The organism is Streptomyces umbrinus (assembly GCF_030817415.1).
GTDB classification, from domain to species: Bacteria; Actinomycetota; Actinomycetes; order Streptomycetales; family Streptomycetaceae; genus Streptomyces; species Streptomyces umbrinus_A.
This window is the reverse complement of sequence record NZ_JAUSZI010000002.1, coordinates 2,551,728-2,577,707: the sequence shown is the minus strand read 5'-3', so window position 1 is coordinate 2,577,707 and position 25,980 is coordinate 2,551,728. Positions and strand designations below refer to the sequence as shown.

21 protein-coding genes and 1 pseudogene are annotated in these 25,980 nt (G+C 68.5%); 16 read left to right on the top strand and 6 right to left on the bottom strand.

From position 1 onward, the window contains the following. Window positions 1–125: 125 nt before the first annotated feature. Both QF035_RS55745 and QF035_RS11855 read right to left on the bottom strand, forming a co-directional pair. On the bottom strand, window positions 126–1,115 hold the full coding sequence (locus QF035_RS55745; RefSeq protein WP_373466636.1) for a helix-turn-helix domain-containing protein: 990 nt from the start codon (window positions 1,113–1,115) through the stop codon (window positions 126–128). A 7-nt stretch (window positions 1,116–1,122) separates the two neighbouring features. After that, window positions 1,123–1,389, bottom strand: coding sequence for a hypothetical protein (locus QF035_RS11855; protein WP_307520109.1), 267 nt, complete (start codon window positions 1,387–1,389; stop codon window positions 1,123–1,125). A 649-nt stretch (window positions 1,390–2,038) separates the two neighbouring features. Between QF035_RS11855 and QF035_RS11850 the strand changes: the two genes are divergently transcribed. Continuing rightward, entirely contained in the window at window positions 2,039–2,563 is a 525-nt protein-coding gene (locus QF035_RS11850) for a hypothetical protein (RefSeq protein ID WP_307520108.1), read from the top strand. Here the strand turns inward: QF035_RS11850 and QF035_RS11845 are convergent. Further along, entirely contained in the window at window positions 2,556–2,741 is a 186-nt protein-coding gene (locus tag QF035_RS11845; protein WP_307520106.1) for a hypothetical protein, read from the bottom strand. The genes QF035_RS11850 and QF035_RS11845 overlap by 8 nt on opposite strands. A 255-nt stretch (window positions 2,742–2,996) precedes the next feature. Between QF035_RS11845 and QF035_RS11840 the strand changes: the two genes are divergently transcribed. Next, complete coding sequence (locus QF035_RS11840) at window positions 2,997–3,488, top strand: DUF6624 domain-containing protein (RefSeq protein ID WP_307520105.1); 492 nt, start codon at window positions 2,997–2,999, stop codon at window positions 3,486–3,488. Between the two features lie 103 nt (window positions 3,489–3,591). On the opposite strand, the gene QF035_RS11835 is transcribed toward QF035_RS11840, so the two are convergent. Both QF035_RS11835 and QF035_RS11830 read right to left on the bottom strand, forming a co-directional pair. Further along, window positions 3,592–4,515 carry a hypothetical protein gene (locus tag QF035_RS11835; RefSeq protein WP_307520104.1) on the bottom strand — a complete coding sequence of 308 codons (924 nt, stop codon included), beginning with the start codon at window positions 4,513–4,515 and terminating at the stop codon, window positions 3,592–3,594. A gap of 210 nt (window positions 4,516–4,725) precedes the next feature. Then, window positions 4,726–5,176, bottom strand: a pseudogene (locus tag QF035_RS11830) (lamin tail domain-containing protein). 443 nt (window positions 5,177–5,619) lie between these two features. On the opposite strand from QF035_RS11830, the gene QF035_RS11825 reads away from it, so the two are divergent. The 13 genes from QF035_RS11825 to QF035_RS11765 all read left to right on the top strand — a co-directional run bounded on the left by QF035_RS11825 (window position 5,620) and on the right by QF035_RS11765 (window position 21,662). Beyond that, on the top strand, window positions 5,620–5,802 hold the full coding sequence (locus QF035_RS11825; RefSeq protein ID WP_307520103.1) for a hypothetical protein: 183 nt from the start codon (window positions 5,620–5,622) through the stop codon (window positions 5,800–5,802). Then, entirely contained in the window at window positions 5,799–6,020 is a 222-nt protein-coding gene (locus QF035_RS11820) for a hypothetical protein (protein ID WP_307520101.1), read from the top strand. The genes QF035_RS11825 and QF035_RS11820 overlap by 4 nt, the downstream gene beginning before the upstream one ends. Before the next feature lie 140 nt (window positions 6,021–6,160). Further along, window positions 6,161–7,615 (top strand): TIGR02710 family CRISPR-associated CARF protein, encoded by a 1,455-nt coding sequence (locus tag QF035_RS11815; protein WP_307520100.1) that lies wholly within the window; start codon window positions 6,161–6,163, stop codon window positions 7,613–7,615. Between the two features lie 61 nt (window positions 7,616–7,676). Then, a complete protein-coding gene (locus QF035_RS11810; protein WP_307520099.1) occupies window positions 7,677–11,024 on the top strand; it encodes a DEAD/DEAH box helicase in 3,348 nt (1,115 codons plus the stop codon). Continuing rightward, window positions 11,021–12,301: a hypothetical protein gene (locus QF035_RS11805; protein WP_307520098.1), complete on the top strand. Its 1,281-nt coding sequence runs from the start codon at window positions 11,021–11,023 to the stop codon at window positions 12,299–12,301. Before QF035_RS11810 ends, QF035_RS11805 begins: the two co-directional genes overlap by 4 nt. Then, window positions 12,294–13,862, top strand: a complete 1,569-nt coding sequence (locus tag QF035_RS11800) for a phospholipase D-like domain-containing protein (RefSeq protein WP_307520097.1) — start codon at window positions 12,294–12,296, stop codon at window positions 13,860–13,862. The genes QF035_RS11805 and QF035_RS11800 overlap by 8 nt, the downstream gene beginning before the upstream one ends. A 312-nt stretch (window positions 13,863–14,174) precedes the next feature. Further along, window positions 14,175–15,839, top strand: a complete 1,665-nt coding sequence (locus QF035_RS11795) for a hypothetical protein (protein WP_307520096.1) — start codon at window positions 14,175–14,177, stop codon at window positions 15,837–15,839. Next, window positions 15,836–18,508 (top strand): hypothetical protein, encoded by a 2,673-nt coding sequence (locus tag QF035_RS11790; RefSeq protein WP_307520095.1) that lies wholly within the window; start codon window positions 15,836–15,838, stop codon window positions 18,506–18,508. The genes QF035_RS11795 and QF035_RS11790 overlap by 4 nt, the downstream gene beginning before the upstream one ends. 102 nt (window positions 18,509–18,610) lie before the next feature. Beyond that, window positions 18,611–18,790, top strand: a complete 180-nt coding sequence (locus tag QF035_RS11785) for a hypothetical protein (protein ID WP_307520094.1) — start codon at window positions 18,611–18,613, stop codon at window positions 18,788–18,790. A 58-nt stretch (window positions 18,791–18,848) separates the two neighbouring features. Next, complete coding sequence (locus QF035_RS11780) at window positions 18,849–20,120, top strand: formylglycine-generating enzyme family protein (protein ID WP_307520093.1); 1,272 nt, start codon at window positions 18,849–18,851, stop codon at window positions 20,118–20,120. Then, on the top strand, window positions 20,117–20,383 hold the full coding sequence (locus QF035_RS11775; RefSeq protein ID WP_307520092.1) for a hypothetical protein: 267 nt from the start codon (window positions 20,117–20,119) through the stop codon (window positions 20,381–20,383). Before QF035_RS11780 ends, QF035_RS11775 begins: the two co-directional genes overlap by 4 nt. Next, window positions 20,380–20,859 (top strand): hypothetical protein, encoded by a 480-nt coding sequence (locus QF035_RS11770; protein WP_307520091.1) that lies wholly within the window; start codon window positions 20,380–20,382, stop codon window positions 20,857–20,859. The genes QF035_RS11775 and QF035_RS11770 overlap by 4 nt, the downstream gene beginning before the upstream one ends. A gap of 23 nt (window positions 20,860–20,882) precedes the next feature. Next, window positions 20,883–21,662, top strand: a complete 780-nt coding sequence (locus QF035_RS11765; RefSeq protein WP_307520090.1) for a hypothetical protein — start codon at window positions 20,883–20,885, stop codon at window positions 21,660–21,662. A 431-nt stretch (window positions 21,663–22,093) separates the two neighbouring features. Here QF035_RS11765 and QF035_RS11760 read toward each other — a convergent pair whose 3' ends face one another. Beyond that, window positions 22,094–23,611: a serine/threonine-protein kinase gene (locus QF035_RS11760; protein WP_307520089.1), complete on the bottom strand. Its 1,518-nt coding sequence runs from the start codon at window positions 23,609–23,611 to the stop codon at window positions 22,094–22,096. Between the two features lie 161 nt (window positions 23,612–23,772). Here QF035_RS11760 and QF035_RS11755 point away from each other — a divergent pair, with 161 nt between their 5' ends. Beyond that, on the top strand, window positions 23,773–25,926 hold the full coding sequence (locus tag QF035_RS11755) for an AIPR family protein (RefSeq protein WP_307520088.1): 2,154 nt from the start codon (window positions 23,773–23,775) through the stop codon (window positions 25,924–25,926). Window positions 25,927–25,980: the final 54 nt, after the last annotated feature.

Genomic DNA, 25,980 nt, shown 5'->3' with positions numbered 1-25,980 from the left:
ATGACGGACACGCCGCCCCTCCTGCTGGTCCTTCCCGACTGCCAGGAGGGGCGCTGTACGACAACCTCCCACCATGAGTTCCCACTCAACGGAGTGCGAGATCCCGTGAGACCGCAGCGACTGGTTCAGACGGAGGCGCCGTCGCGGTACCTGTCCCCCGAGGACGGCGTCGTGGTTCCAGGGCGCGCATCGCCGCAGATGGGGCAGTCTTCCGGCGACGTGGTGTGCGGCTCCTTTGTGACCGGGCGCTCGCACCGGGGGCACGACAGGGGATCGAGCTGTTTCAGCAGGCCGTCGGCCACAGACCGCACGAGTGCGCGGGGGCACCGGTTGGGACATCCGACCCAACCGGTGCCCAGGTCATCGAGCCGGACCCTGAAGAGATCACCGCAGAGGCAGCAGCGGACGCTCCATGCCGCTGTCGGGCTTCGGAACGGTTCTACTGATTCCAGTTCGTACCGCTCCAGTTGGGCTTCCGCCTCACGGGCTGCCAGCTTCCGGGCCGGGGTGACCGCTGGCTCTCTCCGGTCCTGCGCCCGGTGCACCTTCTTCCACGCGCGCACCCAGTCCCCCCAGGCCCGCTCGGGCACCGCGCAGGCGTGAAGCAGTGCCATCAGCTGCCGCTGGCTGGTGGGGAAGGACTGGCGAGTGAGTATGCGCTGTGCCGTCGAACGCGACAACGGCCCCAGCTCGAGCCGTCCTTCGACCCTGCGCTCCATGTCGCGGTAACTCAGTCCGCTGCGCTCGCGCAGATCCAGCAGCGCCCGGCTCATGTCTGCCCGGTCAGCGATCAGGTCCGGCCGGGGCGCCTTCCCCGGATGAGGCAGCATCGCCCGCCGTCGGTCACGGCGTCCCAACACCTGCCGGGCTAGCCCCCACAGCCGGCGCGCTTCGCCGTCGGCTATGCCGCAACCACCCTCGTAGGCTAAGACGACCCTGAGCGTGGGCAGGACGGCCCCGCCCGACGCACGCTGCAGCGTGGTAGCGCTGTACTTCGTACGGGCTGCCAACGCCGCGTTGGTCAAGCCGGCGCGGGCTCTACACCGCCGGAGGTGGCTCGCGAGCTGGCCCAGGGCGCTGTCCGGTCGCGGGACCGGGTTCTCGGTTCGGCCCACGATGCACTCACCGGGGCAGGGAGGCCGACTGCGTCCGGGCGAGATGGCGCAGCACCCGGGTCACGGCGCCGGTGGCCAATCGCGTCACGGCCACCGACATCAGGCCTGCCGCCCCCAGCAGGGACAGCGCTTTCCTGGACGGCATGCCGCCCGTGGTCAGGGCTGCCGCCACGATGATGACCACCACGATGACGGCGGCTTCGGCCCCGCTGAGGTGGCGGCGGGCAGGGCTGTCGGGTACGACGCAGAGCGCCACGGATTCGTTCACGTGCATGAGGTAGTTCCCTACGGGTTGGTGTGCTACGGCCGGCGGCCGTGGGGCTGACTGGCTCCAGCAACTGGTTCTAAGCCACGGGCAGTTGACGCTGCGTCGCGATGGGACAGCATGGTGCCACCACGGCAGCCCACGGGCACGCCATTGATGCGCAGTTGTCCCATGTGCCGATTTGAGGCAGACCCGATTTTCGGGCCGCACCAGATCTGAGACAGGACGTGGTCAATTCCGGCGAGACCGGTGACCTGGTTGTTCTCCGCGCCCGGCCGGAGCCCGGTGCCACCGAGCCGCGGGGGAGAAGCGGGTTCCTGCGTCCCGTCCCAGTTCTGTTTGCCGTGAGAGGACCTGGCTGTCACGCTCCCCGGTAGTTCCGTACGCGACTGGCTCCAGCAACCAACCGCACGGATTCGGTCGTCCGTGTTGACGCGCGGGCGCCTCACACAGCCGGCTTCGACGTCATGCGGGGCCGGCTGTGCGTGCTCCACACACACGGCGCGCAGGGAGCAGCCGGGCAATCTCGACTCCGTCACAGGGTTCGAACAACCGCGGCAGGAAGGCCACGGCCAGGTGCGCAGCCGGTCCTGGCGCGACCGAGTAGAGCCCGGGGACCGTTGGGGAGGATGGCGGTAGCGATCACGAAGGGGGCGTCGTGCGGCTGACGATCGATACCGAGACGGACACGTACGAGCAGGCGATAGCCGCTGTCCAGGCCGCCTACGGGCTGCGCCCCGTCGTTCCTGCCGACTGGCCGGAAGCCGCGGCCGTGGACCCGCGCCCCGATCCGCAGGACCTGAGCAGCGACGCCATCGGGGACGGCTGGACGGACCAGGTGCTGTTCCGCGTGATCGCGTCGCTGATGCCCGGGGCCCGGGCGGTACTGCGCCGGATCACCGACCTGGGCGGCACGGCCTCGTACGACGAAGTGCAGCAGTACTTCAGTGACCATCCGACGACCCCGATCCCGCCGAAGAAGATTGGCGGGACCCTGACCAGTGTCCAGGCGGTGCAGCGCCGCGTTGGCCCGGCCGGCGCGGACCGGCTGCTCCAGCGGGACGAGCGAGCGCGGCTGTACCGCATCGACCGGGCGCTGGTGGAGGGGCTCAGGCGGGCCTTCGCCAGCGCCGATGCCCGTCCCGATCTGCTGCGCGGTGAGCCCGCGGACCGCGTCACCTGACGCGGCCGCGCCACCGGTGGAAGAACGCCTCGCCCGGCCCTGCACCGAGCTGGACCGGCACGCCGGCCAGCAGGGTGCCGACGTCGATCGCCTGTCCCGGCCGCAGCACGGTGAACCCCTGCCGCGTGTAGTACGTCCCGAGGTCGCGCCCGGTCTCGAACTCGCCGAACAGCAGCATGTAGTACGCAAGGCATGGTCGCTCAACGACAGCCCCAGCAGCGACATCATCGCAACCGCCCTGTGCCAACTGTCCTGCCCCCTGCACGGATCACGACCTGCCGCATTTGGCCTTGGGCGGAGCAGCTAGGCGTCGCACGGGCGGAGAGAGACGACCTTCGCCAGAGACGCGGCCCGGCGACCCGCCTGCGGTACGTAGCCGCCCTTGAAGGGGTCGAAGACAGCGGTTCTCAGTAGCGAAGGAAGGCCGGAGCGGATGAACCAGGAGCTTGCCGAGGAGCTGCACCGCCGGGCGGAGAAGGACGAGGCCGCGCGGTACCACGTTCTTGAGACGCGCCATGACACCGAGATGTGCCGGATCGACGCGGAAAACACAGCCTGGCTTGAGCGGGTCATAGTGGAGCACGGCTGGCCAGGGATCAGCATCGTCGGGGAACTGGGCGCCGAGGAGGCATGGCTCCTGGCCCAACACGCGGACCTCTCCCCGGCGTTCCAGCGTCGGGCACTTGAGCTGATGAAGACCGCTGTCGTGGCCGGGGAGGCATCGGCACGGCGGCTTGCCTACCTCACCGACCGGGTCCTGGTCGCGGCCGGCGAGCCCCAGATGTACGGAACGCAGTACACCAACGACCCGGACGACTCGAACTTGCGTCGCCAGCCGGTGGCGGATCCCGAACGGCTCGACGAACGCCGCGCCGCCGTGGGCCTGGAACCCGCCGCAGAATACGACCGACGGATGCGTAGTTAGCATCTGCATCTGCCGGAGAGCTCGGGGAGTCCGGGCGGGCTGCCCGAAGAAGAAGCTGCTGAGCTCCTGTCGCGTCGTGACTCGCGACGTTCAAGTCTCAACCTCAGAGTCTGTGGTCGATCTTCTTCTCCCGCATCAGTTTCTCCAGTTCTGTGTCCGACAGCGGGTGCAGAGTGTTCAGGAGACGGCGTAGCCCGGGTTCGTCGAGGGTCTGGCTGGTGACCTCGGCCTCTGCGTTCCGGTGACGGCGGATGAGAGTGACGGCGCGGCCGTCACCGGGGAAGTCGCGGACCATGCGCATCTCGCCATGTCCGTCTACCGTGCAGGTCACGCCCTTCTCCAGGTGCTTGGGACATCGGGGTGTCGATGTGAGCGGCACACGCACCGTGAGGCCCACGTACGCGAACTCGTCCTCCCGGACGCCGCGGTAGTCGACGCTGAAGTAGGCGGGGCCGGCCCAGGCATGGGACACCCGCATGCCGGGCGGCGCAGCGCCCAGGTACAACAGCTCCGGATGCTCCCGATACCGCGCGACCTCCGCCTCGTGCTGACGCTGCTGCGACTGCGCCGGGCCGACGAAGCCCCCATAGGCCACCCCGGCCGCCAGCGCGGCCAACGCCCCCAGCCGCACCCACCGGCTCGGCACGAAGAACGCCGCAGCCACGGCGTACGGCGCCCCCGTCAGCGCGATCCGGGTACTGGCGCTCCCCAGGTCGACGTCCCCACCGTAGGCGGCCAGACCTGCCACGACGCCGAGCGTGCCGAGAGCGAAGACCAGGACCGCCCAGCCGAGCCGCTGCCGCACGGAGCCGCACAGCGGCACCACGGTCCGCGCCGGTATGCCCGCCATGGCCAGCAGGCCCACCGTCAGCGGCACACCCAACGCGACGAGCGGCGCGGCCGCGCCGACCCCACCACCCCAGCCCGTCACCAGCAGCCCGAAGCCGAGCACCGGCACCGCGGCCGCCATCGCTGCCCAGACCAGGAAGAGATGCAGGGCCGTCAGCACCCGTCTGCCACTCGTCATACCGCGGATCCTGTCAGCCGGCGTCCCGGCGCACATGAGTTCTCGTACTCAGCGCAGGCCCCCGCCCGGGTCGGGAGGCAGGGCTCTGCCAGGACGGCTGACGCAGCATCGCCCGGCATACAGGTCGGCGGCGGGCCAGGCCCTGGTGAGGGCTGGCCCGCCGCCGACCTGCTATTGATGTGGGGTCACCAGCCGCCGTACTGCAGGGGGTCAGTGGCGGTTGCCGCCGCGGTGGCAACCGCCCCAGGACTCGTCGTCGATGAAGCGGCCGCGATCGTTGCGCAGGGTGGCGGTGTCGGAGCGATTGTCCCACACATAGTGGCGGCGGTCCTGGTAAAGGTCGGTGTCGGTGTCGCGGCCCCTGCCGGTGTAGATCCGGACCGTGGCGCGGCCGTCCAGGCGGTAGTGGTTGAAGGTGTACGTGCGGCCGTCCTCGTCCTTGAGGGTCCAGCAGTCGAGGTTGACCGCACGACGCGTGGTGTTGGTGAGCTCCCCCACTCCTTGTTCAGCGAGCGCCTGGAGCGGTCGTCGCGGCCCGGCGAGTCGTACTGCACCTCAGTGATCTCCACCTTGGGGCGTGGGGCCGGGCCTGGTCGGCCGCCGACGCCGGCAACGCCACCGCCCCGATTACGGCGGCGGCCGCGAGAGCGGTGGCGGACAGACGACGGGCGGTCGCAGCAAAGAAGACATAAAGCCTCCTGGGCGTAGAGGTACCGGCATGTCCTGAAAGCCACAGGGAGGGACGTACGGGTGCGGAGTGCGGGTGGCGGGCAACCGGCCGCGCCTTCACGCCATGGCCACTGTGTGCAGATTCTGGACGCGAACACGTGCACTCCGTTGCTAATCGTACATCTTTCGGTGACTCTCACCTGTAGCCTCAATCAATGTGGCGAATGCACCAGGTTGACGCCCCGCCAGATCGGTGAGCCGTGCAGGCACTGATCCGCCACCCCGGCCGACAGGCTTCGCCACCCCAGCCACCGCCAGACCGTCACCCGAAAGTGCGTAACAAAGAGCTCAGCCACGCACCGTGACGCCGTTGGCAGGCCGTGCCGATCAGTGCCCAGCAGTATTGAAGGCGGGGCGGTGCTAACGGCAGCGAGCGTGGCAGGCAGGCAGGCAGGCAGGGGCGGGGACCAAGCCGCCGCGACGATCGCCCGGCTCCGTGAGAACACCCGGAACCGCGACTACGCCTACTACAGCGACATCGCCGCCTTCATGGCCGGCCTGCCCATTACCTTCGGGGTAGAGCCCGAGCTGGGCTCGTGGCCTCCGGGGCCGGTATGACTCTTTTTGCCCCTGTCGTTGATGATCCGGGGGGTGCTGTCGCCGGTCCTGGCGGCACCGGGTGGTGCCGCCGTGCCCACCAGTGGCTCGAACGCGAGCTGGGCCGAGCCGACTTCGAGGCGATGGCTCGTTCCGGCGGCGAGGTCTACGACAGCCTGCCAGCAGCCATCCAGGCTGCGGGATACGACGGCGCTCTCGCCGGGACGTATTTCGCATAGCGGGAATGATCGCATTAGATCAGTGTATGACCGCTATTGATCGGTAATGCAGCCTTTATGAAAAGCGTCCGGATGGCGCCCGGCTCATTGCTAGCATCCGTCGCCCGGGATGATGTTGGAGCGTGGGCGGGGGCGCCGTGGTGGGTTCGTTCGAGGGGAAGGCAGCGCGGCTGCAGCGCATTGAGTCGGGGCAGGAGCAGTACGGCCCTGGGGATCGCAAGGAACAGGCCACGCGGTTCTACCTGGACGAGATGCTTGACGAGATTGTCGAACGGGCAGCGCAGCGGAGCAATCGCCGACCGCGTACCCCGGTCCGGCTGCTGATCAGTCTCGCCGGGTTCTCGCCGATCACCACCGTGTTGGTCTACAGGCTGCTGAAGCCCCAGCGGATGCTCGTTGTCACCTCACTCAATGCGCAGAGCAGCATCGACGTGATTGGGGAGCAGGTGATCGGTGCGGGGCGGCTGCGGCATCAGGACTTCCGGCATGCGCCGGTGGTGCCCACCGACCCGCTGGGGATCTACCGTGTGGTGCGCACCGAGCTGGAGGAGCTGGAGAAACGCGACGAAGAGCGGCCGTACGCCGTCATCGACATCACCGGCGGGCGGAAGGTGATGAGCGCTGCCGCTGCATTGGCGGCGTGGCAGCTCGGGCTGGACCTGTGCTACATCGACAGCGACTACGATCCGGCGCGACTCAGGCCGGTGCCAGGGTCCGACCGCCTGCTGCTGCTGGACAACCCCACGGCGCTCTTCGGAGAGCAGAGCATGTCGGCGGCATTGGAGATGTTCGCCAATGGCGCCTTCGAGTCGGCCCGGCAGCGATACGACGAACTCTGCGAGATCGTCGCCGAGCCCGGCCGCGCCCGATTCATGCGTGCCCTGTCCGAGCTGTACCGAGCATGGTGTGACTTGGACCTGACGGCGCTGCCGCAGGGGGTGAGGGCGGTCGAGAAGGCACTGCACCACGTACGCCATGACGTCAGTGCTCAGACCGCACGGCGGCTGGAGCGGCAGCTGACGTTTCTGCATCTGCTGGCTGAGGGAGATCACGACAGCCTGCTCGTCTGCTTCTTCGTCCTTGGAGAGCACTACCGTGACGTGGGCCGGCACGATTTCGCCGCACTGCTGTACTACCGGGCCATCGAAGGCTGCCTTGCCGGACGGTTGGAGCGGCTGGCCGCAGGCTTCAGCTGTGGCCGGCCGGACTACACGGTGCTCACCGCCGATCCCGAGGGGCTGCGTGCCCGCTACGTCGATATCCAGCGATCCCTCGGCAGGAAGGACGCGGACGGCACACTGCCGCCTGTCATCGGGCTGATGAGCGCGGCCGTCCTGTTGGCGGCACTCGATGACGACATGCTGCGCAGCGCGCAGCTCTCCGGCCCCAAGGCGCTGTCGCATCTCAACTCGCTGGCTACGACCCGCAACAAATCGGTGCTGGCGCACGGCTCGGCCACGGTCGGGGCGAAGGAGAGCCAGACGCTCGGTGCCAAAGCCCGTGCGGTACTGCGCGGTTACTGGTCAACGTTGGGCACCGGCGACGACGTGGCGGCCCTGTGCGAGGAACTGAAGTTCGTCCGGACGGACCGTTGAGACGCGGCAAGCCGGGGCAACGAGTCAGACGGATCGAACGGAAAGACGGAGCACGCGAAAGATGACCGAATGGACGTTGGGTACGCCGGACTCCTGGATCGCTGAACTGAGCGACATCCTCACCGCCGAGACACGCCCGGTCTCGGACCGCCCGGTGATTCCGCTGACCTTCCGGCTCGGACTACCGCGGAAGCTGGCCGAGCTGGGCACCGATTGTCACACCGTTGAGACCGATCTGGCAGCTGGCCTGACCAGCAAGCGGTACGAGGGCAGGGACGAGGAGTACTACCGTCTGAGCGGTGCGCGGTTCGACGTCTACGTCAGCACCCAGTTCGCCGAGGGCAGTTCCTTGCCCTTGGCGGTGGTCACCTCGGTCAAGGCCCGCCGCGGGCTGCCCTACCGCGGGCCAGTGCTTCAGGCACATGTCGACTTCCACCCCGCGTACGACGAGCAGGTGTGCGACATAGCCGTGGTCCACCGGGACATCAAGGAGCGGCTGCGTCACCAGCGTGCGGTGGCCGACGCCCGGGACCGTTCGGCCCGCCTGCTGCAAGGCCGGTCGACGACCGTCGGCGCGCACAGCGGCCTGCACGCCCAGGTACGCCGTCACTTCTCGGCGTTGATTGACATGATCGAACTGTTGCAGCAGCGCGGTGAAACGGAGAACACCCGGACCGCCCAGGGCGTGGTGGCCGCCGCTGATGACCCCGCGGCGTCCGCCCACCCCAACACCGTCTGTGTCCGTACGCACCGCCGGCAGGGCGAGTTCGAGTATGGCTTCATCCTCCACACCAGTCCGATCAGGAGCCCGGGAGAGGCCGACGACACGCGAGCCAGCGAGGGTGGTCCCTGGAAGCTGGAGGTCGTCGCCGCAGAGGACGACTTCGTGTACCTGGAGCCACCGACCAAGGGCCATCTCGCCCCCGGCACCCTTGTTGACCTCAGATACAAACCGAAGTTCGCCCTGGACAGGCACAACTACGCACTGCAGCACTTCCTGCGCGAGGAGGTCGAAGGCGACTGGAGCGCCCTGGCCCGGCTGCTCAGCGACCCTGGCTCGCTGTCCGGCCCGGCGGAGGGGTTTTCCGAACCGCCGGCCTTCTTCGACGACGGGCTGAACCAGGAGCAGCGCGCGGCCGTTGCCGGGGCGCTGGGCACGCCGCACGCCTTCTTCATCCAAGGCCCCCCAGGCACCGGCAAAACCACGGTGATCAGCGAGATCGTGCGACAGCTGACCGCGCGGGGCGAACGCGTGCTATTGCTGGCGCCCATGCACGTGGCGGTGGACGAGGTACTGCGCCGCGTCGGTCAGGCGGACGGGGTGCTGGCGCTACGAGTCTCGTACGACGACTCGCGGGTCAAACCCGAGCTACGCAGTTTCACCAGGGACAACCTGGCCAGGCAGTTCGTCCGCCAGGCCCGCCGTCCCGCTGCTTCCCGGGCGGAGATCTGGCGCGCGGAGCGGGAGCAGCTGAGTGCCGAGGCGGAACTGATTGAGTCGTGCACGGGAGCTCGGGGGACTTTGAAAGAGGCTGAAGCGGCCCGCGACCAGGTGGCCGCCGCCCGGGCCACCTGGTGGGCCGGTAACCAGGACGCGGTCGCGCGGGCCACTGCACAGCTTGCCAAGGCGCGCGCTGAGGCGGACCAGGCCGCCGCCCGTCTCGCCCTGGCGGATCGGGAACAAGCCCGTGTCGCCGAGGCCCTCGCCGCCGTCGAGGGCCGGATCATCCTGCGGATCAAGGCCCTGTTCGGTAAGGGCGAGCTGGCCGTGGCCCGTGCCGCCCACCGCGAAGCGCGGCGTGCTTTGCGGGACGCGCGAGCCGAGCGCAAAACCGCCGACCAGCGTCTAACAGAGCGAGAGCGCACAGCCGATGACCTGGCGCGCGAGGAAGCCACACAGGAACGGGCGCACCACGAGGCGTGGGCGCGTGCCGGCGCCAGTGTCGACGCCGCCCGGCGGAGAGTGGACGAGACCACGGCCCGGCTGGCGACCGCCGACGCGGCCCTCACACACCTGGATGCCGAGCAGCTGGCGCGCCGGGCGCGGAGCGATCACGACCGCGCGGACCGCCTGCAGCGCTTCACCCACCTGGAACAGCGATGGTTCCGGCTCGCCGGACTGACGGACGCCTCCTCCCGCGATGCCCAGGACCTTCTCGGAGCCTTGGGCAGGCAGTTACCCAGTACAGCGAACCTGGTCTGCTGCACCACCGTCGGCTTCGCGGGCGAGCCCGGCGTGCGCGACGCGGACTTCGACACCCTGATCATTGACGAGGCGAGCCGCGTCATCGACAGCGAGTTCCTCATCGGCGCCCGACAGGCCCGCCGTTGGGTCCTGGTCGGTGACGAACGGCAACTGCCGCCGTACGTCGACCCCGCGGACGAATACCACCTGCATGCTCTGGCCGCACTGCACATGACCGAGCGCCGGGCCGCACCCGATCTTCACACCGCCGTGGAGCAGTTGGCCCAGCTGTGGGAGGAGGACGAGGAACTGCACCGGTTCCGCGTGGAGCCGGTGCAGCGCACAGCCGGGCGGATCCGTGACTCCGGTGTCTGGTCGTCGACGTACCGGCGGCCCTATCAGGCGGCGTACGAACGGTTGCGCAACCAGAACGAGGACGCCGAACGGGAACTGCTCGGCCGGATGCGCCGCCATCTCGTGCAAAGCCTGTTCGAGCGGTGCGTGGCCGAGGACCGGCAGCTGAGCCAGGCGCTGGTCGAACAGCGGCGGATGATCGAGCCGATCGCGCAGCTGGTGAAGGGCCCGGTATACGGGGGGCGGTACGTGACTCCGTCCCCGGAGCGCCTGGGCCTGACCCCGCTGGTGACCGCGAACACCTTCCCGCGGCCCATGGTGTTCCTCGACACGTCAGACAATCCCCGGGCGGGCGAGGAGCAGGTGGGCACCGGTTGCGTCAACGCGCTGGAGGCGGAGTGGGTGGCGGCGGCCTGCCGGATGTGGGAGCGGGAGCTCTCCGCCCGTGGGGAACGGCAGGTGACGGTGAGCGTGCTCACCTTCTACAAGGCACAGGCACGGGAGATCCGCCGGCTCCTTGGCGGGCCCGGGTTTCCGGGGTTCCGGGTACTGGATTTCCAGGTAGTGGACGCCATCGATCGTATTCAGGGCCAGGAGAGCGATCTGGTGTTCCTCAGCTTCTGCCGCACCCGCAGGGGCCGGCAGCGGGAGCGGCACCGATTCGCGCTGTGGCTGCAGGACGTCCGTCGGCTCAATGTCGCCTGCAGCCGCGCTCGCCGGGCCATCGTCCTGGTCGGGCACCGCAACACCCTGGCCGGTTTGCGCGGAATCCCGGCGGCGGAGCAGTTCTACGCCAACATGTTCGACCTGTTCGCTCACGGGCACCCCGACACGGTGCTGCTCAAGCAACTTGAGCAGGTGGACCGATGAAGGTGCGACAGGTGACGGCTCCCCACGTCGAGCCGGACACCGTCGCGGTGGTCGCCGAGGCATTCCTGCCCCTGCTGCACTGGCGCGGTGTACCCGTACTGCGTAGGAAGCCGCAAGAACTGACCATGCTGGAGCGGTTCGTGCTGGAGATGGGGCTGTCGCTGGGCGCTGTGGAACCGGCCGACTTCGCCGAGGTGACGTCCCTTCCGGCGACGGTCCTGGCCGGCGCGGCCTGGCGCCTGGTGGCGGACGGGGCGCTGGTCCCCCAAGGGGCGGGCTACGGTGTGCGCCCGGAGCGAGCCGCGGCCACGCTGGAGCGCCAGGCGGTCTCCCGTCTCGTCAACTCCACCGCGGACTTCGCGCTACTGCCGCGGACCGGGGACGTCTTGGCCGTCGCCGGCGGAGGCGGCGGATGGTTACGCGACCTCGATCAAAAACTCATCGCGGGGGACCGGGCGCCCCTGCCGGCCTCGCTGGTCGAGGTTCATCGCGCGGCGTACCTGGCACAGCGGGTGCAGAACGGCACCGTGGCCGGTCTCGGCGCCGAGGTCGTCGACGTGCCGGTGCCTGAAGACGACGTCCCCTTGGTCACCGGGGCCGGGCAGAACAGGGCACCGGTGCTGTGCCCGGCCTACCGCTGCCGGGCGCGGGTACGGCGAACGGCTTCTGGTGACCACCACGTGGAGGCAGTGGTCCTGGGCCGTCCCCGCCGAGGGGCCCAGGGGGATGAGGATGCCACGGTCGAAATCGAGGCAGATCTGAGCGGTGCCGACGCCCTGGTGAACGGCTGGCTGGAACTGACCGGGGCGCTTGAATTCCAGCACGTCCAGCAAGCTGCCTGGCGCACGCTCGGACCACCGTCGACCGGCCATGGGCGGCCACCACTCAACAGCGTGAGCCGACGCGGCCCCCTCGAGTGGGATATGCACGTCAGCGGCCCAACGGCCAACGCGCTGTGTGCCCACGGCCGGTCCCTGACCGAGGCGATGGGCCTGGCAGTGGTGGGCGAGGAGGCTGTGGTGGAACTGGCGTGCTGGTTCGTCCCCGCCGATGAGGAAGCGCGGGGCTTGTTCGCCCGCGAAAAACTGGTGGCACGGTTGCTCTCGTCTCGGACCCCGGACGATGAGTTCGGCCTTGCCTGCCGCGAAGCCGCCGACCAGAACCCCACTGCCGTCGCGGTCCTGTCCCCGCAGGCAGTACGGGAACGGATCTGGCAGCTCGGGCACTACCAGCTGGTCTACGCACTCCGCGAGAGGGAGGACTTCGCCCATGACTGACCGGCTGGACCTTGGCGCGCTCGTTCACGACGACGGCTATTTCCTGGTTCGGGAGCCGAAGGGCACTCGCGAGCCATACCTGTCCAACAACGAGGGCACTGGCGGAACATACCGGCACGTCCTGACCTACCCGGCCTCCCGGCGCACCATCAAGGAAGCGGCGCTGGAACTCATACAGTCCGCCCGCCACAAGGTGTTCCTGGCCAGCTACCTGCTCGGCGAGACAGAGCTGCTCCAGGCCCTGTTCGAGGCGGCGGACCGGCTGCGGGGCGGGGTATACGTGGTCTCGGAACTCAGCGATCAAAGCTTGCGGCGGAAACTGACTGAGCTGGAGGATTCTGCCGACCCGGACGCAGCCACGCAGACGCACAAGAAGTACTTCGCCGAGCTGACCAGCCACGGCATCGCCGTCCGTGGCCGCCCCGACTGCCACGCCAAGTTCCTGATCGTCGACGACCGCGCCGCTCTGGTCTCCAGCGCCAACCTGGACACCAACGGCCTGAACTCGATCGGAGAAAACGGCGCGGTGGTCACCGACGCGATCGAGGTTGACCGGCTGTCCCGGTTCTTCACCCGGCTGTGGGACTCCTGCGCGTACGAAATGCCCGCCGGATCAGCCGGCTACTCGGTACGAAAACATGCGCCCGCCCCGAGCCGCTGTAGGGTCCCCGTCCCACAGATCTCCACCCGACCGGGCATCATCTGGACCAACGGTGACGAACAGCTGATCCTTGACCACCTCCACGATGTCATTGCCAGAGCACGCACAACCCTGCTCCTGGCCACCTACTCGCTGCAGGGCATGGCCGACAGCCCCGACATCCTGCTCGACCCCCTGGTGAAGGCGATGCGCGACCAACCGCTGCGCGTATCGCTGCTATGTCGAGGACGCAACCACCCACCCTCCCAACGCCGAGACGCCGCAGCCCTGACCGAACTCGGGGTGCGCATCCACGCCGACTCCACCAACCACGCCAAGGGCGCCATCGCCGACAAACGGCATGGGGCCCTGTTCTCGGCGAACTTCGATGCCGACCACGGTCTGCTGAACGGTGTGGAGACCGGCGTCCGCCTCGACGGCGAAGCCGCATTGACACAGGCCGTGCACTACTTCGGGCACGCAATGACCCACGCCGACCTGGAGTTCGTCCCCCATCCCACCCAGCATCAGCTCGACCAGCGGCTGGCCGCCCGCTGGCGCAGTCCCTGGCGAGGGGAACGCACCGTGCGCGTGACGGCTTCCGACCGGGTGTGGCAGCGATTCGTCACAGAGGTGCAGCGTGCGCCCGTGCTGTATGAGCGGGAAGTTGACGGGCGAATCCGACTGTACGCAGGACAGTCCGGGTGGACACTGTCCACCCGGAGGCCGACCGGAGCTACGGGCGCCCGCATCCTGCGACAGGCCGACACCCCGCAGACCGGCACACTCGTCACGCACTCGACGGCGCACGAACTACTGGAGCGGTGGCTGGCCTCCCGCGGAGACGGCGTGGCCAAGACGGTCAAGCGAGGCTTCCTGCCCGCCATCATCGAACGCCAGCGGGGCCACCCCGGTCGATGAGCCGTCGCTACAGCACTGACATCACGGCCACGATCTATCTGGAGGACAGCCAGTTGCGTTGTCGAAGCGTGATCCGACGCGGCCCATGGACTAGAGACTCCCATCTTGTGGCAGAAGACTGGTCTCTTGGGCGGAGGCCGGGTACCGACCCGCTGTGCCCGTTCCCCCACCGTTGCGGCGGCTTCCAGAACGTCGAGTTCTCGGTCGTGCCCCGCTCGCGACCGGACCTCTGCGGTGAACCTGCGGTCGGTGGATGGGAGGCGCGAACAGGTGCCAGTGCAGTTTGAGGGGCTGGGGACAGACGGGACGAGGGTGCCTGCACCCGCTTGGATCGAGGCTTCGCTGAAGCTCAATGAAGGCCGGGACCCGCTCGGGCTCCAGACGACCACGCAGGACCGGCTGATGCCGCTCCTGCTGCCCGGCATCCTGGAGTTGTCACGGCGGGCCCGCTACTTCTCCTTTCACGCCTTCCTGCTTGCCGAATACCGGGACCGTCACCTCGCGGCCGACGGCAACACGCTGTCGGCTTTCATCAAGCGTCGCGAGTGGGAGTACGGCCTGGCCGTGCTGCGCTGCCCCCGAGGCTGCGGATCGAGCCCGGTAGGGGCCCGCAGACTGAGCGGCCTGGCGATGGGGCCGGGGCCCTATTCGCGGGGCGAATCGGTGGAGAGCGCCTTTGGCGGCTACGGGTTGTACTACCGCTCGCCGATGGCCGAGTTCGGCATTGTGGCCAGGGCCGGGACGCTGCTCGGCGGTCGGCCCATCCCCATCGACGTGCTCTACAACACCGACCGGGCCCGGCTGCTCGCCGGCACATTCAAGTCGGCCGTGGAGCACACGGCGTACTACCAGCGGGCCATGTGGACGACCGACGACCTGTCTGCCGACGTGATCGACGAGTACGCCCAGGCCGCCTGCCTGTGCCGACTGAGGGAGCTGCCCGAAGAACGCGACGCCGTCCACGCCGCGCTGTTCGCCCCGGACGCCGAAGCGTCCTCCACCGTGGTCGGCGAGGACAGCGAACTGCTGGGCGTCGCTGACGGTCCGACAGCGATCGGGGAGGTGCTCTCGGAGGCGGGGGTGCGGCAACGGTGCCTCAGCGTTGGCCACTATCTCTCGCTGCTCGACGCCGTCCCGAGCGTCGTCACCTCGGAAACCGCGTACCGGGACGCGTTGTGGTCGCCGCCGGCGCTGCACAGCGACGCCCACGCCGTGGTAGCGGGCCAGTGGGCCGGGCTTATAGCCAAGGACGTCTGGCAGGAGGCACTCTGCTCGGTCTGGTCCGAGTTGTGCCGAGCCGGTCTGACCCGCGCCCGCGATCTTGGCCGTGGTCTCACCTGGGATGAGGTGCGCAGGGTCGCTGCAGGTCTGGTTGCCGGGCAACCAGAACTTGACCCGACGTCCTTGACCACAGCCCTCGCCGCCCAGCTGGCGGCCGGGACACTCGTCGTTCCGGACACCGACGGCATCCACGTGAATGTGACAACCGCACCGCTGGACGATCTACGACGGCTTACCAGCCGGCTCGATACCGCCTCCTCCGGCCTTGTCGTGTTGCTTGAGCTAGCCCGCAGGATGGAGGGCCGCGCAGGAGACGGCTGGCAGAAGGCCGCCGGCATCAGGTCGGGATGGCAGCCCTCGATCGCCGCCGTCACCGCAGCCCTGCGCACCCACCTGGCCGATGGCCCCACTGTGGCGGACACGCTGTGGTGGCTGGTGTCGCGGTTCGTCGTCCCGGTCCATGAGCGGATCGCGTACTCGAAACTGCCGGAACTCACCTTCCGCTTCCGGTGGGAGGACGGCCTGCTGCGCTTCTACGACCATGGAGTCGGGCGGTTCCCGCTGGCAGCTGTCCGCAATGCACCCCTGGCGTCCCTCACCTGGGACCTCGGCTTGTGGAGCGAGGCCGACGACGAGAGATGTCCGGCAACGCTGACCGCACGGGGCATGAGATTCGTCGAAGAGGTCCTCGGATGACGAACACCCCCGAAAACGGTCCGGAGATACCCACAGTCCAGCCCATCGTCGAACTCTTCACCGGCGGCGCGGAGGCGCTATGGGCCACGACGTACACCATGGATCTCGGACTGTTCAACGAGTTCCTCCTCGCCCGGCTCGGCGATCCGCCGCTCAACATCGCCGTGCTGGCGGACCACCGGCGTCTCACCAGCAGCCTCGCCCGCATACCCGCGGAGCGCGCCGACACGCTCGCACCGGTGAACCGGCGCTGGCTTCTGCGCGGCGTCCGGATCAGCGGGGCATTCCACCCCAAGTCCTACCTCGCGGTCACCGGTGCCAGGGCCACGCTGCTGGTCGGTTCCGGAAACCTGTCGGCCGGCGGCCTGGACGACGGCCGCGAGGCGTTCACCACCTTCCGGTCTGGCACCCCGGTCGGCGACGCGGCCATCGCCGCGTGGCGATCATGGATGCGGCGCCTCGTCGGCATAGTCGGTGACACCACGCTCGCCGCACGGTTCCGGCACCTCGAAGGCCAGATCCCGTCCCCTGCCGTGGCCACCCAGCACGTGCCGTCGCCCCTACTGCACAACCTTGGCACCCCCATCGCCGACCAGCTCGCCGCTGTTGTCGCCGAGCCGGGAGCCCGGGTGAACGAGCTGTGGCTGGCCGCTCCCTTCTACGACGCCGATGCCGTCGCAGTCGGCGCCTTGCTCGACGCGCTGAAGCCGGAAGAGGTGAAGCTGTTCGTCACCGGCTCGACCAGCGTCAACGGTGAACTGCTGGCCGAGCGGCTTGCCGCGAGCGGCGCTTGCGTGTCCGTGGCTGCCTATGAGCCCGATCAGTTCGTCCACGCCAAGCTCATCGGCGTTCTGGCGGGACCGCGAGCGTGGCTGCTGTCCGGCTCGGCGAACCTCTCGAGCGCCGCGCTCAGACTGACCCACGCCACCCAGGGCAACATCGAACTCGCAGTCCTTGCCCCGCTGGATGCCGACGAGGTTCGGGCCACGTTCGTGCCGCCCGACACGACGGTCCGGGAACACAACCTCCGGGCTCTGACGTCCCTCAGCTTCCGTACCCACCCGGAGCCGGAGCCTCTCACGGTGCAGCTCGTCACCGCTACCGCGCTTCCCGACGGCCGGATCGAGATCACGACCGAGCCACCCGGGAGCGACGACTGGCTGCTCGACGACCTCACATGCCACCAGCCCCTCTCCGCCGACGACCACGGCCATGTGCGGACCGCCGGGCCGCTGGACGGCCGACTTGTCCAACTCCTCGACGCCGACGAGCAGGTCCTGTCGAACCGTGTCGTCGTCGACGATCCCGATGCCCTCGCCGCAACGCTCATCAAGAACTCGGCCCGCTCCGGTGCTGACATTCCCCCCGAACTCCACGACGCAGATCTGAACACACCGCTCGGCCGGGCGCTCGTGCGGCTGCACCGCAACCTCGCCATGGATGTCAGCGAACTGGCCACGACCACCGGGACAGGAATGGAGCCCCGTGGCGAGTCCGGTGAACAGACGGATGACGACCTGTGGGACCGCCTCGAACGGGAACAGCTCGCTCGCGATCCCCGGGCGAGTGTCTACGACCGCATGTGGAGGCGCCATACGCTCGATGGCGCCGAGCCGCTCGTCGAGCTGCTCGAGGCACTCCGCGCCCATGCCCCGGTCACCGCCAGTCTGCATCCGCATTCGCTACTCGCGCGGCTCCTCGACCACACACATGAGAAACCTGACCACGGTGAGGGCATTCCGGCACGGTCCTGGACGCCATCCGCGCGGATTCGGGTGCGCGCCCGTAACGTCCTGCGCCGCTGGGCTGCCGCGCAGACCGATCCGCGCCTTGTGTGGGTCGATCCGTTCGCCCCCGCCGGGAACTTCGCGGTGATCGCCCTTACTCTCGCTCACCTCCGTCTCGACCAGGTCCGTCACCCGGAGCGGGTCGAGCTGACCGAGGACGACCTGGACGAGATGTGGCAGCTGTGGCTGCGGCCGTTCGTAGGGACCGGTCAGGGCGACGGCTGGCTCGATCAGCTTGACGAGCCGACCCGAACGCAGGTGCTCAACCGGCTGCCTACTTGGCTGCCCGAAGCCGTCGCGGCCCTCTGCTGGCTGGTGCTAAAGCCTGGCAGCGACCAGCGCGAACGCGTCGTCGCCTTCCAGCCGGTCCTCGCTGCCGCACTAGGACACGGCCTGCTGGATCCGACCGAGATGACAAGCCGTTACCTGTCTGCCGTGACCGGGCTGGCCATCACCTGTGACAAGGTTGACGATCAGCTCCTCGCCGCCATCGACTTCATTGACGACGACCTCTGGTGCGCCCGCACAGCTGAAGAGTTCCGGTTGGAAGAGCTGAGGCTGGCAGCGTCGCCGGGTGCGACGGCCGTCCAGGTCCGTCTCGATGTCCGCGGCATAACCGCACCGTTCGTCGACGTGCGTGTGCCCCGTCTGGTCGTCGTAGCACGGCACTACCGCCGTTGCGATGGCGTAGTCCTGATCGACGCCGACAGCGGCTGGCGTCTCGCGTTCGTGACCGATGAGACGATCGCCTACCTCCCCAGCGTGGGCGAGGCGTTGGCCGAGTCGACTCAGCCCCTCATCCGCGGAGCTCTTGAGGCGCTCTGTGCGGCAGGTGGCGTCCTCGCCGATCTCTTCCCCGCCGAATACGCCACGACGCTTTGAAGCCCAGCGAGATCTTGGTGCTGGATACGCCGTCTGCCGCCGCACGAGCGGGTCCGAGGCCTGTGGACCGGACCTTGGTCTGGAATCAGCAGCATCGGCGCCGTGCCCTGTGAGTTCGAACGGTTCTACAACGAACACCGGCCGCACCAGGGCATCGAGAACGTCCGCCCACTGCACCCATTGCCCGCGCCGTTCACCGATCCGGACCAGAGCGCCCGCCTCGACATGCGAAGATGCGAGTACCTCGGCAGCCTCCTCCGCGAGTACCAGCACGCCGCATGACCTGCTCGGATCAGGTTTTCGGCAAGGGCAGGGCCGCTCCGAGCAACTGGTCGAGCAGATGTACGCGAACGGCGTCGACCCGTCACGCGTGCCGTACTTCCACGTCGTACGCCTGGCCGAGCCCGAGGCAACCCCTCTCGAGACGCGCCTCACCACGGCGCTGAACCTTCCCGCGGGCAAGCCGCTCGCGGACATCCTCGGCGCTCACATCACGCGGACGCTGGCCGAGCGTGGGCAGCCCGACCTGGAGCAGCGGCTCCCTGCCGCGTTCGGACATGCTTTCCTCACCGACCGCACCGTGTTCTCCCCCTCGACATACACCGGCAGTTGGGGGCCAGCGCCTTCACCGACGGACGCCTCGATCTCGACGCGTGTGTCCTCGCTCTGCTGCTGCGGCCCGCCGGGCCCGATCACGTCGCCTTTCGTGCACACGGCGTACCAGGAACTACTGGCCGCAAAGTTTCTCGCCGAATCGGCGAACCGGGACCTGGCAGCCGGCCTTCCCGGCGGTGCCTTCCTCACCGAGCAGGTGCGCGCATTCCTCGCCGGTATGCCCGGCAGTCCGGAAACGGACGACTGCGTGCTGTCCGCCGGGGCGTACCTGGTTGGGCCGGCCGAACGGCTGCTGAGCCGCCGCGTCGAGCGTCCCGTACGCTTCGACCGCCATGCCGTGACCGTCGCACGCTACCGCCGCTTCCTCGAATCCCTCGACGCGGACGGCACCTCGCAGTGGGACCACCCCGACCAGCCGGCCGACGTCACACACCGCCCCTGGACCGACCAGCTGCGGCGGCCCGACTACTACGAGAATCCGCGCTACGACGCCTACCCTGCCATCTGCGTCAGCTGGTGGAGCGCATACGCCTTCGCCATGTTCGAGGGCAAGCGGCTGTCGACCTCCCTCGAGTGGGAGGCCGCCGCGCGTGGCACCGACGGGCGTCTTTTCCCTTGGGGCGACACACCCGACAGCACCGGCGTCAACTGCGCCGACACGTGGGTCGGCCGGCCTGTCGTGACGTATCAGGCGTGGTACCGGGATTTCGCTGGCGACGCCGTCCGTCAGGCCGGGGCGACACCCGTCGACGAACGGCCGGGCAACCGCTCGCCGTTCGGCGTCCTCGACATGGTGGGCAACTGCTGGGAATGGACATCCACAAGCCTCGACGACCTCGGCGAGGCCGTCATCTGCGGTGGCAGCTACGACAACCCGATGCGTGCCGTGCAGACCAGCACCAAGGGCATCTACCGCAAGCGCGGCGGAAGCAACGCGGTCGGCTTCCGGTGCGTGCAGGACCACGACACGTCCGGGACCAAGGAGGCGACGGCATGAGCGTCGACGGGCCGCGTCACGGAACCATTGTGGACAGGCGTCCGAGTGGCGGCGGACTGAGCGGCACGCTCGGCACCTATGTCGTCCAGGACGACGAGGACGAGCGGTACTACAGCTTCGACTACCGGCAGATCGTGACCGAGGGTTTCCGGACCATCCGCACGGGCGAACGCGTCCGCTTTCAAGCGAGCACCGACAGCCCCGGCCAAGCGGAGTTCGTCATTCGCCTCGACCAGCCCGACCCGGCCGAATACTACCGGTGACCACCTCTGAAGTTCCGCTGCTCGAACACGTCACCGGGGCACGCCAGGAGCTCACCGTCGTCCTGCCCGTACGGCTGCTACGCGTCCCTAACTGGCCCGAAGGACCCTTCCCGTTCGAGCTGGGCAACCGCCGCACCGACGCTCAGACTCGGTCCACCTACTTCGCCCCTGCCTCCGCCCGCGCACTCTACGGGGCGCCCGGACGTCCGCGCCGCTGGCACCTGCCGCTGGACGTCAAGCACGACGGACTGCACCTACTGGGCATGGAACTTCTCCGCGCGGCCACCGCTGGCAATCCCGAACACGCCCTCGCTGTCTTGCACTTGAGCGTGGAAAGACCGCTGCTGGCCATACTGCGGGCCCTGGCCGGGCGGCGGCCGAACCTCGTCGACGCTCCGCTCACCGGGCCCTTCGACCCGGCCGGACTTCTCGCCGGCATCGCCGACGTTCGTGACCCGACACGCCGTTCGCCATAGCCCGGCCCTACACCATCGCCTTCGTGACCCCCACGGCGCGGCACACCCCCGCCCTCCGAGCCGACGGCGAAGGAGCCCTGCCCGCCACCGCGGACCGTTGGCTGTGGCAACTGGCGTCACGCTCCACACCGGAGGACTTTCCCCTGCCTCCGGAGACCGTCGGCGAACAGCTCAAGGACACCGTAAGGATCTCGGCGGACTGGAGCGCCCTGGTGCTGCGTCAAGGGGCCGCCTTCCTCGGCCACCGGCCCGACACCGGTGCGGGCGACTTCTTCGAATTCGGCGCGCTGCACTCCCGTACCGTCTATCTCGACGCCCTGCTCCTCGGCTCGCTCCAGCGCGACCACATCGACGAGCTCACCGACGAACTCTCCGAAGTATTCAACTCCTCACGCCTGGCACGCCGCGTCGCCACGCTGGAGCGGAACATCGCAGTCTTCCGCAGCACCTACTGGCGACAGCACCTCACCGCACACGGCGCGGCCAACGATCTGCTCCTCGCCTTCCAAAACCAGCACCGGCTGCCCGCACGCTTCGACGAAATCCTGGCCGAGGCAGCCGACTACAGCAGGCTCGTACAGACCCAGGAGAGTCAGCAGATCAGCGGGGCCCTGGGCGTCCTCACCATTCTCGGCCTGCCACTCGGAACGGCCCTCAGCATCCTGCAAGTTCTCGATGACCACTCCACGGCACACCTGCTCATCGTGCTCGCACTGTCGGTTGCCGCCACAGCCGCAGCCCTCACCACACGGTATGGGCGCTTGGTCCTGTCATCCCTGCGGGGCGGGGGTGGCAAGGCGTAGGACGCCCCGCCCGGCGGCCGCAGCAACGGCAGGCCAATGTCTGTACGGGCCCGGATCGGACGAAGGCACCAGTCTGCACGTGGGGTTCCGCCAATCCCCGCAACACGCATCGGCTCGAAGGGCCTTGACCCGCAGGGCCCCTCGTGCAAGTCGGTCGCTCATTTCGGTGAGCAGAACCTTCCGCCGCACGACAGGATGCCGTGTTGAGGCTCATGCTGGCCTTGCTGCACTACGACACGGCGTGATCCGACGTCGTCCTTGCCCCGGCCTTGGGAGACAAGCGCGCGACCCATCCGGTTCCCCAGACGTCGACGAGGTGATCGAGGGCGTCGTCGACCACCTGCTGCATGTCAGTTACGACGAGCGCACGGTGCTGCGGCTGACGTCCACGGGGGACGACGAGGGACGCATCACCGCTGCTCACCAGCTCCTTATCCGGTGGCCCCTCCCGCGAGTTGGATGCGGTTGAGCAGCTCGCGGGAGCGCACTGCGGCGGGGTGTTCCGGAGGAAGTTCGCTCACAAGGCTGCGCAGCAAGTCGGCCGCCTTACTCACGCGATGCAGTGCCAGCAGAAGGTCAGCGATCTTCTGCCGAAGCGTGACGGCCTCGGCGTGCGGGGCGTCTGGCAGCAGGGAGCGATACTCCTCCAGTGCCTGTTCGTGCTCGCCGAGTGTGGCCAGGCACAGCGCGATGTGCCAACGATATTCACGGAGGTCACTGCCGTCCGTCGCTTCGGCTGCCAAATGCCGGAACGCGCCGAGAGCACGGCGAAAATCCTCTCCTGCGAGCAGGACGCCCGCATGGATGCGCCGAGTCTCCGACAAGCGCGGGTCGAGCGGGTCGGCTTGGTCGAGCAACTCTTCCAGTACGTGAGCGGCCTGCGTGAAACGCCCCTCCTCGAATAGCCGCACGGCTTCCTCCTCCCCCTCCTGGACGAGCACGTCGGACAGCGCGGCGGGCGGTGCGGGACGTGCCGGTGCAGGCACGGCGCGTACGGCTGGGCGGCTCTTGGGAGCGAGTGGGGTGCGATAGGGGAGGGTGGGATCTGCCAGGCCGGACGGACCTCGCGGTGCGGTACCGGAGCCGGGTGACGGAAGGTGTGGGACAAGCCGGTCGTGCACGGCATGCGCATCAGCAGGGCGGTCGTCGGGATTCTTCTCCAGGAGGTCTAGGACGAGTCGTTCCAGCTCGACGGGCGCGTCGGGCCGCAGGGAACGCAGTGATTCGGGGCTGTCGTGGACGTGCCGCAGCGCGGCATCGCCTGTCCCGGGGAACACCCTGCGCCCGGTGAGCATCTCGTGCAGGACACACCCCAGGGCGTAGAGGTCGCTGCGCGGGCTGACGCCGACGCCAAGGAACTGCTCGGGGGCCATGTAGTCGCGGGTGCCGACCGGGCGGCCGGTTTCGGTCAGCTGGGCTGTGTCGGTCCCGAAGACAGAGGCCACACCGAAGTCGAGGACCTTCACGGCCCCGCTGCCGTCGATCATGATGTTGCTCGGCTTCAGATCCCGATGAACGACGGGTACGGCGTGCGCGTATGACAGCACGGAGCAGATCTGCGCGGCTACGGCGACCGCCCACTCGACGGGCAGAGGGCCCTGCTCGGCGACGACATCCCGCAAGTCCATGCCCCGGATCAGCTGCATCACTACATACAGTTCGGCGGCCTCATCGGGCGAGTCAGCGCTCTGGTCGATGGCCGCGTCGTAGACCGCGGGCACGCCCGGGTGCTCGATCCGTGCTGTTACACGGGCCTCCCGCCGGAACCGGCCCACCAGCACGGCGAGTTCGGCGGGTGTGCGAGCCTTCTCGACGCGGATTTGCTTAATGGCCACGGGCCGGTCGAGGACGATGTCATATCCCTCCCAGACCAGACCCATGCCGCCGGGCATCGGCAGCGCGCTCAGCTCGTAGCGATCGGCGATACGTCTGGTCCGGCCGATGGTCATGTGGTGGCGACCTCCCGATGTATGGGGCATCCCGGTCTTCGAATGAGCGTACGTCAGGTCTACACGGACACTGGCTCCTGCCCATGGCGAGCGAAAGATGCCGGGCTACGCTGGCCCGGCGCGTGCACAAACGGGGTGGCAACGAGGAGCCGAGGAGAAGCGTGAGCGGTACGGGGCGGGGACCGTCGAGGACGACGCGTCAGGAACTGCACCAGATCGAGGAGGGGCTCAAGCGGGGCTATCGGGGACTCATCGACGAGAGCGGTCTGGAACAGAAGTCGGGCCGCGACTTGGAGCGCGCATGGCTGTCGCGGGCAGTGGCAGCGACAGCGCTGCGCAGCAAGACTGGCCTGGACCACGAGACCTGCGCGAAGGCTGTCATCGACGGGTATGAGGACGGCGGGCTCGACGCGGTAGCGGTCACCGACGGAGCTCAGGTGTGGCTCGTCCAGGCCAAGTGGAACGACAAGGGGAACGCGGGCTTCAACCAGAATGCGGCCTTCGCTCTGATCCACGGGCTCAGCCTGTTGGAGCAGCGCAAGTTCGAGGTGTTCAACGACAAGCTGCGGCCCTTCACCGCACAACTGGACTCCGCACTGGCGGACGCCCGCCTGAAGATCCGCCTGGTGATCGCACTCGTCGGGGACGACCCGCTCAGCAAGCACGCCACGGACGTCCTGGACCGCGCAGTCGAGGACCATCGCGGCCACGGCCCCATGCTCGACTATGAGCTCCTGGGCACAGGTGAGTTGTTGCGGCAGCTCAAGGACGACCGGGCGCCCGCCCCGGTGGACGTCACCGTGAGGATGCAGAAGTGGATCAAGCGCGACACGCCGTTCACCGCCTTTCAGGGCACGGTAGCGGCTGGTGAGGTGGCCGAATGGTATGACGGGCACGGTCCGCGCCTGTTTTCCCAGAACATCCGAAACTCCCTTGGCCTTACCACGATCAACTCTGGCATCCAGAAGACACTGGCCGAAGAGCCCGACAACTTCTGGTACTTCAACAACGGCATCACGGTGCTGTGCGACAGCATCGAAGAGCGCTGGATCGGCCGCCGTCGCCCCGACGAGCCGGTAGAGCTCATCTTGGGGAACGTCAGCGTCGTCAACGGCGCCCAGACCGTCACCTCGATCCACGAGGCACGGAGCCTGACACCGGACACGGTCGAAGATGCGGATGTCAGCGTCCGAGTGATCGCCCTGGGCGACCTCGGCGACGAGCGGGTCACTTACGCGAAACGCATCACGCAAACCACCAACACCCAGAACGACGTATCGCTACGGGACTTCATCGCCCTGGATGACACCCAAGCGCGCATCCGCGAGGACTTCGACCTGTCCCTCGGCAAGCAATACGTGTACAAGCGTGGCGAGGCCGATCCGGCGCCGGAGGCGGGCTGCTCGGTGGCGCATGCCGCCGTCGCGCTGGCCTGTGCGCACCGCACGCCGGAACTGGCGGTTCGCGCCAAGAGGTCGACAGACCTGCTCTGGGAGAGCGGCCGACTGGGCAACTACGCGCGGCTGTTCGGCGAGGAGCCGAGCGCCCTGCGTATCTGGCGCTGCGTCCTGGTTCACCGCGAGGTCGGCGAGGTGCTGGAGCGGCTGCACGAGCAGGTTCGTGGCCGGGCAGCCGACACGACGCTCCGCGGTGACCTGCTCATCAGCCATCTGGTCTTCCAGCTCCTCGCCCCCGGAATGGAGGACGTCGACGACCCGCACTTCGACCTCGCGCCGCTCCTCGCTCGCGTCCCGGACCTGGTCAGACCGGTCGTGGAGTGGCTCATCCACCAGATCGACACGGTCTACGGACCGCAGTCCTTCCTCACCAGCACCTTCACCAACGAGGACCGCTGCAAGGAACTCGTCGGCCTTGTCCTGCCGATGGTGCGGGCAGAGCGGTCCGTTCCGGAGGTCCCCGACACCTACCAGCCGCCCGCCCCGCAGCCCCGACGCCGACGCCGCCCGAACGCGGTGCCGACCCTGGTGACCGCCCGGCTCCTGGCGGAGGGCACCCCCGTCCTGTACGTCCCGATGAACGCCCCGGAAGAGAAGGCCGTACGGGCCTGGCTGACCGCCGACCCCCGCAGGGAGCAGGCGAGTTGGACGAACGACCGCTCCAAGCCGCTGGTGTGGGCCTACGACGGCAACCCCTACTCGGCGAGCGGCCTCGTCAACCGCATCTGGGAGCTGGCCGGCTGGGAACAGGCTCCGACCGCTGTACAGGGACCGGCACGCTGGGTCGTCGGCGGCAAGAAGTCCCTGTGGGACATGGCCGTGGAGTGGCTGGCCACCGAGGAGGAGACGGAGGGCTGACAGCCACCGTCATCCTGGGGGCGCCTGGCACACATCGAGCTCCGCCCACCGTCT